Origin of the sequence: Paenibacillus zanthoxyli JH29 (assembly GCF_000520715.1) — a bacterium.
In the GTDB taxonomy this organism is placed as follows: Bacteria; Bacillota; Bacilli; order Paenibacillales; family Paenibacillaceae; genus Paenibacillus_AQ; species Paenibacillus_AQ zanthoxyli.
Genome location: NZ_ASSD01000197.1, coordinates 1 through 11,898, shown reverse-complemented (window position 1 = coordinate 11,898; position 11,898 = coordinate 1). Strand labels below are relative to the sequence as shown.

Annotated in this window: 11 protein-coding genes; all 11 read right to left on the bottom strand. The window is 50.6% G+C overall.

All coding sequences use genetic code 11. The features are described 5' to 3' along the window. Positions 1–89: 89 nt before the first annotated feature. Complete coding sequence (locus L691_RS0107665; protein WP_025689784.1) at positions 90–1,226, bottom strand: zinc-dependent alcohol dehydrogenase; 1,137 nt, start codon at positions 1,224–1,226, stop codon at positions 90–92. 126 nt (positions 1,227–1,352) lie between these two features. After that, a complete protein-coding gene (locus L691_RS0107660; RefSeq protein ID WP_025689782.1) occupies positions 1,353–2,180 on the bottom strand; it encodes a VanW family protein in 828 nt (275 codons plus the stop codon). 1 nt (position 2,181) lies between these two features. Further along, entirely contained in the window at positions 2,182–2,709 is a 528-nt protein-coding gene (locus L691_RS0107655; RefSeq protein ID WP_025689780.1) for a cysteine hydrolase family protein, read from the bottom strand. Between the two features lie 160 nt (positions 2,710–2,869). Continuing rightward, a complete protein-coding gene (locus L691_RS0107650; RefSeq protein WP_025689779.1) occupies positions 2,870–3,862 on the bottom strand; it encodes an NAD-dependent epimerase/dehydratase family protein in 993 nt (330 codons plus the stop codon). Beyond that, entirely contained in the window at positions 3,859–6,108 is a 2,250-nt protein-coding gene (locus L691_RS0107645) for an MMPL family transporter (RefSeq protein WP_025689778.1), read from the bottom strand. Before L691_RS0107645 ends, L691_RS0107650 begins: the two co-directional genes overlap by 4 nt. Positions 6,109–6,182: 74 nt before the next feature. Then, positions 6,183–6,737 carry a TetR/AcrR family transcriptional regulator gene (locus L691_RS0107640; RefSeq protein WP_269634837.1) on the bottom strand — a complete coding sequence of 185 codons (555 nt, stop codon included), beginning with the start codon at positions 6,735–6,737 and terminating at the stop codon, positions 6,183–6,185. 226 nt (positions 6,738–6,963) lie between these two features. Next, the gene (locus L691_RS0107635; RefSeq protein ID WP_036735976.1) at positions 6,964–9,648 is read right to left on the bottom strand and encodes an ATP-binding protein; all 2,685 of its coding nucleotides are present in this window, start codon (positions 9,646–9,648) and stop codon (positions 6,964–6,966) included. A gap of 64 nt (positions 9,649–9,712) precedes the next feature. After that, positions 9,713–10,087 (bottom strand): DivIVA domain-containing protein, encoded by a 375-nt coding sequence (locus tag L691_RS0107630; RefSeq protein WP_025689775.1) that lies wholly within the window; start codon positions 10,085–10,087, stop codon positions 9,713–9,715. 98 nt (positions 10,088–10,185) lie between these two features. Next, positions 10,186–10,545 (bottom strand): helix-turn-helix transcriptional regulator, encoded by a 360-nt coding sequence (locus L691_RS0107625; RefSeq protein ID WP_025689774.1) that lies wholly within the window; start codon positions 10,543–10,545, stop codon positions 10,186–10,188. Between the two features lie 344 nt (positions 10,546–10,889). Continuing rightward, positions 10,890–11,390, bottom strand: a complete 501-nt coding sequence (locus L691_RS0107620; protein WP_025689773.1) for a general stress protein — start codon at positions 11,388–11,390, stop codon at positions 10,890–10,892. Positions 11,391–11,530: 140 nt separating this feature from the next. Then, on the bottom strand, positions 11,531–11,898 hold a 368-nt coding region (locus L691_RS28240; protein ID WP_036735973.1), incomplete at its 5' end, for an ATP-dependent helicase C-terminal domain-containing protein.

Here is an 11,898-nt window from a genome sequence, read left to right as displayed (position 1 = left end):
TTAATTTAACGCATGCAGCGGAAAAAATCAGCTTTTTATTTAAAAATGATGGGTGGTTTGTTCAGCCCTCCAATGTATTCCTTCGGTCCTCACGGCTTCAGCACAACTTTGATGCAGTCCTCCTCCTTCTCGCTGAACACCTTGTAAGCATGCTCCGCGTCATCAATCGGCAGCCGGTGCGTAATGATATCGGTAGGATCGAACTTATTCTCTTTAATCATTTGATACAGCGCTGGTATATAGTGAATAACGGGAGCCTGCCCCATCTTCAGCGTAATGTTGCGTTCGAACAGATTCCCCAGCGGGAACATGTTATACGTCAATCCGTAAACGCCGGTCAACTGGATGGTGCCGAATTTCCGGACCACTTGTGTCGCGATATTAAAAGCGCTTAGCGAGCCGCCCTGAAGCTTCAGAGTCGTTTCAACAGCTTCTAGTACGGACTTTTTGGCGTCCAGACCGACGCAGTCAATGACAATATCCGCCCCGCCGCGCGTGATTTCCTTCAAATAAATTTCCAGGTCTTTCACTTCGTCAAAGTTAAAACCCTCAACATTATTTATTCGATGTGCGAGCTTAAGCCGATAAGGGACATTGTCCACAGCTATAACGCGGGAAGCCCCTTTCATCCAGGCGAACTTTTGCGTCAGCAGGCCGACAGGGCCACAGCCCAGGATAATAACGGAATCTCCGGGCTTGACGCCCGCATTCTCGACACTCCACCAGGCTGTTGGGAGGATATCTGACAGGAACAGCAGCTTCTCGTCCTCCATCTCCGCATCCTCCGGCACGACAAAAGGACCGAAGTTGCCATAAGGAACCCGCAGCAGCTCGGCTTGTCCGCCAGGATAACCACCGTATGTTTCCGAATATCCGAGATAACCGCCTGTATCCTTGGCCTCGTTAGCATGGTCACATTGGCTTTCCATATCATGCTGGCAGAAGTAGCACTGTCCGCACGCCACGTTGAAAGGAACGATAACCCGGTCGCCTTTTTTCACCTTGGTCACTTCGGGTCCGACTTCCTCGACAATTCCCATCGGCTCATGGCCAATGACGTAATTGTCATACATACCCGGGATATTCCCGTTGTAGACATGCAGGTCCGAACCACAAATAGCAGTCGACGTGATCCGGACGATAATATCATCCTTTTTTTCAAGCTTGGCGTTTACGACATCTTTGACTTCCACTTTCTTCTTGCCTTGGTAAGTAACTGCTTTCATGCTGGACTTTACTCCTTTGGAAGAATGATGTTGGACTATAACTTATGTTTTAACCCGAATAGGGGCTATCTATCCAAAGTGAGATAAAAAAACGCCAAATGGACAGACTGAATGCCCGCCCTAGTCCTATCTGGCATCTTCTTTTAATAAAGGGGCATACATCATCAATGCGGTGTTGTCGGTTATGTACTCGTCAAAGGCCGTACTGCCGTCACGGGCAATCAGCCTCCGGCAAATACTGTTGCGGCGAAGGTAACCGCCCCATGGCTCCAAAGAGATGGCATGATCGCTTTCATAAACCTCATACGTGTATAGCGGAGGTTCCGCTGCGCGCCACTCCCCATGCAGATGCGTATCGGTAAGCCACACCTTAAGCTGATATTCAGTATCCGTATCATTTCTAAGCTGAAGATCCAGGTAGTTATAAGAGCAGGTCGCCCCGCTGCCGAACGGCTGTGTTCGCTGTTCATCCGGAAAAACATCATAGCTGTGTCTGTGCCGTTCCGTCACCGTCAACGGAGAATGAAGCGTCATCCAATATATCAGGTTCGAGAGCTGGCACAGCCCTCCCCCAACGCCGGATTTGAATCCCCCGTAATACAGCACCATGCCGTCCACATAGCCCTTCCGCCGGGTGGGCTTGCCGATCCTCCGCCAATAAGAGAAGGTTTCTCCCGGTTTTATTATTAAGCCGTCGAGCTTTTGGACTGCCAGCCTGAGATTAGTAATTTTGTTGTACTGTAGCTGCATATCGACCTTTCGAAGCTTACGCAGCAGCGGGGTCGCGTGCTCGAACACTTTGCAGGGCAGAGCATCCCGGCTGAAAGTATTCGCTACTTTTTTCTTCTCCGTAAGCCATTTTACATATCTTTTCCAGATGAAATAGGGTTTACCCGCAAAAAGCCGCAAACGGGAACGCTGCTTGGGCCGTACAGCCAAATGTGTCTTCCCCATTTCAGAAGGTTACTTCGCTCGCAGGTTTCAAGGTTACGAACCGTCCTCCAAGAATCCCGTTATGATGCCGTACGATTTCTTTGCCAGTGAGCCGTCCATTATCAAACGTACTATGGGCGTCTTCCACCAGAATCGTGGAATATCCAAGGCTGAATGCCCGGCGGCATGTCGAGTCGAGACAAAATTCGCTTTGCATGCCCGCGATAATCAGATGGGTAATACCGTGACGCTGCAATTCTTCCTGAAGTCCGGTAAGGTGAAAGGCGTCCCAGGTCGGCTTCTCGATAACCTTCTCTCCAAGCAGCGGAGTCACTTTGGAGCTGATCTGCCATGTGGGTGTTCCCTTGGTGTATTCTTCATCCTCGGTATGTTGAATATAAATCACCCTCGTACCGCCCTGGCGCGCCCGATCCAGCAGCGATACGATCCGCTCCATCACACCTTCTTCGTCATACAGCTTCATTCCCGGATATGAAAACATCGCCTCCTGTACATCAATGAGAATCAGCGCAGTATGCGGATCAGCCATTTCAATTTCCTCCCCAGTTTTGTCATAACCTAAATTATAGCAGAAAAAACGAAGCGAAGTCTTTCCAGGTTACCTTATGGTAAACTGAAATTATATTGCAGCGAGGAGTTGAGATATATTCACCGGATGAAGCGGCGGCGGCCTGCCGTAAACAAACTAATCAGTGAGTCTGATACCAATTGACCGTATCGCGAATTGTCTCAATTAAAGGACGAAAATGGATGCCCAATACGCTTTCGGCTTTAGCTGAGGAGGTCTGTTTTTTATTGGTAATCGAGCGGATGCCGTTGACCGATAGCGAGAGCGCTTTGCCCGTGGCCGCAGCGTAGCGCTCCGCCGCCCATGCAGCCGCGAACAGCAGCTTTTTCGGCAGCCGCCTTGTCGGAGCAGGAATTCCTGTGGCTTCCTCCAACGCTTGCATTAATTGCAACTGGCTGACATGATGCGCGCTTATAATAAACGAATCGGATTCGCCTATCGTCTGTGCGGAAATGATCATCGCGTCAGCGACATCCCGCGGGTCTACCACATCAATGCCCGAATCGGCAATAAAGCCCGGCAACCGCCGGTCCATGAAATCCAGCACCAGCTTGCCCCCGCTCGTAGGAGCGGCGTCCCATGGGCCGATCATCCAGGACGGTTTCATTGTCACAACCGGAATCCCTAACTGCTCGGAGAACAAGGCGATCTTCTGATCGCCGATCACTTTACTTTTACCGTAATCGTTCAGAGCTTCTTCCGGGTTCATGACATCCGATTCATTGCTTGGAACGCCGTCCTCCCGCTTTCGAATGGTTGCGTTGCTGCTTGTATGGATGATCTTTCCGATCCCAAAAAGGCCAGCCTTCTCAAACAACCGCACGGTGTTCGTCACGTTGATCCGCTCAAGCTTCTCCCAGTGACTTCCCGGAGCGAAGGTTTCCCGGAAATAAGCCGCCGTGTGAAAAAGCGTATCGCAGCCCTGCAAAGAGGAGGACCATTCCTCCACTTGCTCCATATCGCCGACAATCAGCTCTGCTCCGATGTCTCCCAGCAGCTTGTCCCCTTTCTCCTTCGAGCGCACCAGAGCCTTGACTTCATGGCCTTTCGCCGTCAATTGACGGATTAAGTTAATACCCAGCATGCCTGTACTTCCGGTAACAAATGCTTTCATTGAACTCCTCCCCCTTCCGAAATGCCATAACGTTCATAGAAGCGACGCAGTATGGGTGGAGCCCACCAATTCGCCCTGCCGGCCAGCTTCATGAAGGCGGGAACCAGCACGGACCGGATCAGGGTGGCATCCACCAGCACAGCCAGGGTCATTCCGATGCCGAGCATTTTGAGAAACACGACCTCTCCCGTTGCATAAGCTGCAAAAGTAAAAGCCAGAATGGCCGCAGCCGTAGTGACAAGCGAACCGCTCTTCTGGAGCCCTCTTGCCACCGATTCGGTCAGATCGCCTGTACGGTCATACTCCTCTTTAATCCGCGATAAAATGAACACTTCATAATCCATCGACAGACCGTACGCGATGCAGAACATGAGAATCGGAATGCTTGGCTCGATTGATCCGGCTGGTGTAAAGTTAAGCAGCCCTGCCAAGTGTCCTTCCTGAAATACCCATACAAGTGTACCGAACATTATAGTAAGACTTAGGAAATTGAGCAAGGTCGCTTTAATCGGAAGCAGGATGCTGCCGCTCATGAAGAACAGAATGATAAAAGTTATGACTAGCACAAGCCCGAGCGCAACCGGCAGACGTTCGAGCAGTTCTTTACGAAAATCGGTCAAATCCGCCGGATATCCGCCGACGATAACGTCAAACGGCGCATCAGCCGACCGTATCGCATTCACCAGCTTCGGAGCATCCGCATTGATGCTGGTGCCATAGGGAATGACTGTCAGAAAGGTGCCGCCACTTGTGCCTGCAAAACGGGCATGGGTTTCATTGGGAGGTGTAATTAATCGGCCTTCGAAGAAGGACCCGGCAAGAGAATCGACCTGAATGATACCTGGAACCTCGGACAGTTGGGCGGCATAGGCGGAAATGTCATTTAACGCGCCTGCCGGATTCTTAATCTCCGGAGCCAGAACCTGAATCGCGTCCGTCTCCTCGGCCCGAAAACCGGCGGCCTTCTGATCTTCCACTATCCGGCTTGTCGCATGAGCGGGCAGCACCCGGTGATCCGGAAGGCCAAACTGTAAATTCAGAATGGGCGATCCAAGCAGCACTAGAATGAGGAGGGCCGCACCGCCGTATATTACGGGACGGCGCATAACCGTCTTCGCGCTTCGATACCACCAGTTTGTGCGGAGACCGGAATCGCCTGATGTTTTCTTTCCCGTACGCCGCGCAAGCCTGCTGCCGAGAACGGCAAAAAATGCGGGTAGAATAAGGACGGAACCGATAATCCCTGACAGGACAACCAGCACACCGGTATACGCGAAGGACTGAAGAAATGGAAAAGGAAAGACAAACAACACAGCACAGGACGCCGCAACGGTAATGCCGCTGAAAATAACAGTTCGTCCGGCGGTCTCCACTGTACGGACAGCAGAAATAAGCGCATCCTTGCCCGAGGCCAGTTCCTCCCTGAATCTGGCGATCATGAACAGCGAATAGTCAATGCCGAGCCCAAGTCCCATGACCAATGTTAAATTAAGCGCGAACGTCGATACCTCCGTGAACAAAACAATTGCGCCGAGCCCGGCCAGCGTGGCGGCCATAGCGAACAGGCCGACGCCGATGGTCAGAGCAGTCGCCCGAAAGCGCCGGTAGACAAGCAGGAGAAGAAGAAATACGCCGGGTAAAATGATCATCTCCGCCCGCACAAAATCCTGACGGGCCAGTCCAGCGGCCTGCCTGAATATTTCGTCCTGTCCGCCTACCTCGACCTTGAACAGATTGTTCTCCCGGGTAAACTTAGGAGATAATTTACCGAGCGCCGTCCGCGCCTCCGTTACCGTTCCTTTCAAGTGTGCCAGGATTAGTGCTTGCGTCCCATCCTCACTGCGCAGCGTCCGCGTCTCTCTGCGGGACCAGTATGAAGATGCTTCCTGAACCGCCTCCTCGGACGCCAATTCCTTCGTAAGCGCGAGTCCCGCTTCACGGTTCACTCGACTGTCGATGGTGCCATTCTTAACGGTCACCAGCAGCGCAAGATTGGGACTGCCGGAGCCGAACTGGCGCTCAAGGACTTGACCCGCTTTAAATGATTCGGAACCTGGTACTTCCCATCTGCTGAGCGACAGCTTTTGAGTGGTCCCCGCTCCGATAACAGCCGATGCAACAAGGGCAATTACACCTAAGATAATGACCATCCATCTAGCCCCTACAACAAAACGGCCGATCATTCCCAGCAGCGTCGGTTTTGCTTGCTGAGGCACTGCTTTACGAGTAACACTTAGATTGTTCATCCAATCTCCTCCAGTTCCTGTTTTTGTTTGATCGCTCAAACAAAACCATTAAAAAAAATTTGCATTCTATTCTCTTATTTTTGAATGCTTTGCAAATATGCGGCAAGTATTGCGGCGAACGTATCGTAAGCGCCCTCGTAATCGAAGTCTTCATCACAGAGCCGCTGCAATCCGAGGCCATCAAAAACGGACAGCAAAATGGGAGCGAGCGAACGCGAGTGTTCTTCCGGAAGACGGCTAATCCGTTCAATGAGCCTGGTCAGGTGTTCGCGCTTGCTGGCAAGCGTAGCCTTAATACTCTCTGATACCGCAGGATTTCTCAGCCCCAAAGCGTATAATTCGTAACGAAGCTTAATCCAGGACGGATTGTCCACGGCCCTGGACTGCGGCACGCTGAGCGCCGACTTCACGGCTGCCGCATTTAGCGGCCCTTCGGTGCTGCTCTGAGTAAATGAATACGATTCACAGTACTTCTCCGATTCGCGGCGGAACACTTCCGCAAACAACAAATCTTTGCTCGGAAAATAATAGCTGATCAATCCCTGCGCGACTCCGGCCACCCGTGCGATTTCTTTCGTGGAGGCTTTGTCATAACCTTTTTCAGCCAATACTTGATAGGCCGCGTCAATTATCCGCTGCTGTTTGTCGTGCTCCGTAATAAAGACCTCCTAAGACCAAGGATATTGTCCCAACTTTTTGTTTGTTTGATCAACCAAATGATAACATGTGTTCATACTCATTGCAACATACTGCAAATCATCCTAAGCCTACTCACTCTATGAATCTCTGCGAAAATAGAAAAAAGGCGCCCGCCACCATCAGGTTTCGGATCGCCCGTACATATTTATCTGGAATTTAAGCCGCTTTGCTGCTCAAATGATAGGACAAAATCTTTAGGAGGTCCTTGGTAAGAACGGGTTTCTTGATAAAATCGGTTGCCCCCGCAGCCAGGCATTTCTCCCGGTCTTCCTTCATCGTCTTGGCCGATACCGCAATAATCGGAAGATCGTGCTTCAACAGTTCTTCGCGTAAAATGGATAACGTGTCATACCCATCCAACACCGGCATCATGATGTCCAGAAGCAGGATGTCGATCCCGGGATTCTCTCTGACCCGCTGAAGGCATTCGAATCCGTTCTGGGCCGTCACCACATGCATGCTGTACTTCTCAAGCGTCTGTGTCAGCGCATAGATATTTCGCGGGTCATCATCGACTAGAAGGACTGTTTTGCCCGCCAGCAGGCCGTATTTCCCGTCCATTTGCGCCTCCTCATCATCGCCGCTGCCATCAGCTTCGCGTTCAAGCGCTGCCGCCGCCTCGAAATCGAGCATATAATCCTTCGGATCTCTTTCTTCTTTGAGATAAGGAAGATACAGCGTGAAGATGCTGCCCTCTTGCGGTTTGCTCTCGAGTGTAAGATGCCCGCCAAGGAGCTTCGAAAGCTGCTGGGAAATGGACAATCCAAGTCCCGTTCCGCCGAATTTTCGCGCGGTTGATCCATCCGCCTGCTGGAATGCTTCAAATATCAGATCACGTTTATCCGGAGATATTCCTATGCCGCTGTCGATTACGGAAAAAGCCAGCACCGGCCCCGCTGGAGCATACCCTTTGGAAGCAAAGGTGTCAACCTTGGAGATTTCGAGCTTTACTCCGCCCTCTTTCGTAAATTTAAAGGCGTTAGAGAGCAGATTGCGGAGGATTTGATGCAAACGCAATTCATCTGTATAGAAGATATCCGGTGTTCCAGCTTTTAAAACGACGCTGAACTCGAGATTTTTGGACTCAGCCGTCTTGCCGAAATACCCTTCGAATAAGGACGGGAGCTCGGTAAGATTGACGGCGCTCGTTTCAATTAGCATCTTTCCGGCCTCAACCTTGGATAAATCCAAAATATCGTTAATGATGGCCAGCAGATCACTGCCGGAGGAATGAATGACCGATGCATAGCCTACCTGTTCCTCTGTCAAGTTGCCGCTGTGGTTCTCGGACAGAATCTGCGACAGCAGCAGCATGCTGTTAAGCGGTGTCCGCAGCTCATGCGACATATTAGCCAAAAATTCGGATTTGTAGCGGGAGCTTGTCTCTAGCTCCTCGTTCATTTTTTCCAGTTCTTCAGCCGAATTCTCCGCAACCTGCTTTTGGAATTCCAGCTTGCTGTTCACGTTAATCAGTTTGTGAGTTTGGGATTGCAGCTCTTCAGACTGGTTCTGCAGCTCCTCATTCATTGTCTGGGCTTCCGCATAGAGATTTTGAATATGCATCCGGGTCATAACCGAATTCACCGATACCGCGAACGAGTCGAGCAGCTGTTCCAGCAGCTTGAAATGATCAGGCACCCATCTCATGAGTGAAGCGATCTCAACTACCGCGACGGTCCTGTTCTCAAACACAACAGGGGCGATCACCGCCTGCCGGGGCGGGGTTCTTCCGAGCCCGGAACTGATATGAATATAACCATCCGGCAGCTCTTCAAGCTTCAGAATTTTCTGATCAAGCGCGCATTGGCCCACCAGGCCCTCACCCAGCATTATTTTTTCTTTGCCTGGGCTCAAACCTTCGTTTCCGCCCGCATAGGAACTAATTCTCAGCAGAGAATCGCCATAGTGGTCTTGAGCAATGTACACCGCGCCGTACTGTATCTCAAGGATTGTCGCCAGCTTGCTCAGAAAGGTGTCGCATAAAGCGGCGGGGTCCGTTTTTTCCTGGAGCCTTACCGACATTTGGGTTAGCTGGTCGCTGAACCGCTGCTCTCTTTCCGCGTTCTCCAATAGACGGTTTGTCGCTGCAGCAAGATCGGAAATCTCGTCCTGCGTCTTTACCTCGATTCGCTTGGCCCTGTTGTTTCCGTCTGCTATATGGTTGATGGCGTCAATTACATTCTTCAGTGTCTTAACGATATTATCGGTAATCAGGATGGAAGCGGCAATGGCGACCAGCGCCACCAGGCTCCACAGAATATACATAGTAATAAGCAGTTGGTGGTTGCGGGACTTAAGATCGCTAATCCGCTTCGCCGTGCCGGCTTGTTCAAACTCACGGAAATGCTGTAACTCGCTGCGGATTTGTCCGGCTATCGCTTTGCCGGGATCGGTATGAAAAAACACGGTCACCTCATCATCACGTCCCGCTTGTTTGAGTTCAACCACATATTGGCCCGCATTGACGATCCAGGCTTCGAGATTCTTCCTGATACTTTCCAGATTTTCAACCTGAGAGGTACTACCCTTAATGAGCGCCTTCAAAGTGGAGTAATTAACCTGCCATTTCTCCAGCCCGTCGTAGTAGGGGGCAAGATAAGAGTCGTTGCCTGTAAGCGCATAGCCCCGCTGGCCGGTCTCCATGTCCAGAATATTTTTTTCAATCTGAAAGGTAAGCTCATGCACCTGCATATCATGACCGCTCAGCATGACAGTTTCCTTCTCAAGCTCAGAAATCCGTCCCTGCACAATGAGCAAAAAAAGCCCGAGCAGCAGTAAAATCATTATGTACCCAAGAGCGATTTTTCCACGGATTTTGAAATTTAGTACATTTATATTCATAAAAAAAGCACAACCTCCGTCCTGATGACAAATGTGAGCCGTTATTTTTGTACAAGTCCGGAGGCTAAATGATCTCACTGCGCTGAACGCGTTCCTTAAGCTGGCGGACACCGGCCTCAAGCCTCAGAATCGTCTCTTCGATCTCTTTCGGATCGATCCCCTGGATAACGGGCGGCGGCGCCTGCTTACTTTCCGCTTTCAATTCGCGCAGAGTAATCTGCTGCTCCTGCCATTTGTCCATTAAGTCAGCGATGGTTGCGTAGAACCGTTCATAGTCCTTAATGACACTGTCCAAAAAAGTATCTACTTCCTCCGGATCGTATCCGCGTAATTTCATACTGAACTCTTTCTCATGAATGGTTAACGCATCAAGCGCAATCCCAAGCTGGCTGAACAGCTTTCTCTGCTTGTCCAGTCTTCGCTTCATATGCTCATCCATCTAAAACTACCTCCATCGTTGACTGGTTCTCTTATAGCTTTACTTATTATATCAGGGCGGGGACAGGCTGGAAATATCATCATCCCGCCCGAGGGTTTTCAATAATTATCGGCTACCGCCTTGTTTAGTATGCCCAGACACCGGTCAAGATCGGTCTTCACCTGCTTCTTGTACAGCCTCGCTTTCTCGGCTCCATCTGGCGTGAAATGATAAAGAACGATTTCCTGAAAATCAACTTTGGGATCATTTCCTTTGAGCTGTTTGGTCCGGTATAGAATGCCCTGCTGTACCAATTCATGGAGGGCGCGGTAGATCTCGCTCTGCGGAGGATTATAGCCATGACTTTTGAAATCTCTCCGCAAATCCTCGAGCATTTGATAGCCGTAGCCGTGATGCTGTTCGACCATGGTAATGAGATACAACTTGATAAACGCCCTTTGGGCGATCATAAAAGCCATGGAAGACCTCCTCTGATCATTCTGGATATCTCTATATAATCACTGTTTATCAAATTTCACAATATGACTTTTGGATGATCTGCCCCGGACTTTTTCAAATTGGGTTTGTTGTTGGACGAGTAATGCTGATGAATAAGCTGGTATGAGCTGGAGAGGTTTTATTATGTTATTCTATTATGAATTTTTCATATGGTGAAATGTTGTCAGTAGTTGGTATGATCGAGCGTTTGCTTTTGGATGAGTTGTTTTTTTGGGTTTTCACGCAAAAAAAACCGCATTCCCTGAATTTGCATTAGTTGGGAATTACGGCCTATTTTTTATTCAAAACGCTGGGAAATCCGAATTCATCGATCAATCCGAGTAGTCTTCAGCGAGGGTTTATTCCGGAATATATCGGCTATTTGGGCATCGAGTCCGTCGTCGTCTACAAGAACCAGAATCTTGCCTTTTTCAACATAGCCCACATATTCTCGGGCTTCCTCTTCGGGTATGCCCAAGCCGACAAGTCCGCCCACCAGCCCGCCAGCGCCCGCTCCCATCGCCGCGCCGGTTAATGCTCCCGCTATCGGGCCTGCTGCGATAATCGGGCCGATGCCCGGAATGGCTAACGCGCCGATCCCGGCCAGCAGCCCGGCAATCCCTCCGGCTACTCCGCCGGTTGCTGCTCCTGTGGCGACTCCTTCCGGAGCCATTGTATCCGTCTCCTCCGTAATCATCCGCAGATCTTCGCGATCCCGTGTAATCACTGAAATATATTCATTGCGGATACCTTTGGCTTGCAATTCTTTTATCGCCTTGGTTGCCTCGGGTCCCGTATCGAAAGTACCAACAATTCTCTTTGTCACTTGAAGCCCTCCTTATTCTTAGGTGCACGTTAGTTATCTTGCCCTTCCTCAGCATTTCCAAACATGGAAAAACGGGGAAAGGAAAGCTTCAAGAGACGCCGATAAAGGTAGAATTCAGGCAAACGGCTGCTTCCGGCAATTTATTGGATCGGCCGCGTCCGATGGGTCGGTACGGCCTGAAGCGGATCTTCCGGCCAATAATGCTTGGGATATCGTCCCTTTAAATCTTTCTTAACTTCAAAATATGTGTTGTCCCAAAAGCTGGCGAGATCGGCAGTCACCTGAACCGGACGCCGAGCCGGAGACAGCAGATGAAGCAGTACGGGTACTCTTCCCGCCCCAATTCGCGGGGTCTCCCGCTGCCCGAACATCTCTTGCAGCTTCACCGCCAGCACCGGCGCGGCCGGATCGCTATAGTCAACGGCAATCCGTGAACCGCTGGGAACCGCGATATGCGTTGGAGCCTCCTGATCCAGCCGCCGTTTCCGTTCCCAGTCCAGCATGCTCT

What these genes read in the sequence shown, in the direction of transcription:
- L691_RS0107665 (WP_025689784.1), bottom strand. Translation starts at nt 1,226, where the DNA reads ATGAAAGCAGTTACTTACCAAGGCAAGAAGAAAGTGGAAGTCAAAGAT.
- L691_RS0107660 (WP_025689782.1), bottom strand. Translation starts at nt 2,180, where the DNA reads ATGGGGAAGACACATTTGGCTGTACGGCCCAAGCAGCGTTCCCGTTTG.
- L691_RS0107655 (WP_025689780.1), bottom strand. Translation starts at nt 2,709, where the DNA reads ATGGCTGATCCGCATACTGCGCTGATTCTCATTGATGTACAGGAGGCG.
- L691_RS0107650 (WP_025689779.1), bottom strand. Translation starts at nt 3,862, where the DNA reads ATGAAAGCATTTGTTACCGGAAGTACAGGCATGCTGGGTATTAACTTA.
- L691_RS0107645 (WP_025689778.1), bottom strand. Translation starts at nt 6,108, where the DNA reads ATGAACAATCTAAGTGTTACTCGTAAAGCAGTGCCTCAGCAAGCAAAA.
- L691_RS0107635 (WP_036735976.1), bottom strand. Translation starts at nt 9,648, where the DNA reads ATGAATATAAATGTACTAAATTTCAAAATCCGTGGAAAAATCGCTCTT.
- L691_RS0107630 (WP_025689775.1), bottom strand. Translation starts at nt 10,087, where the DNA reads ATGGATGAGCATATGAAGCGAAGACTGGACAAGCAGAGAAAGCTGTTC.
- L691_RS0107625 (WP_025689774.1), bottom strand. Translation starts at nt 10,545, where the DNA reads ATGGCTTTTATGATCGCCCAAAGGGCGTTTATCAAGTTGTATCTCATT.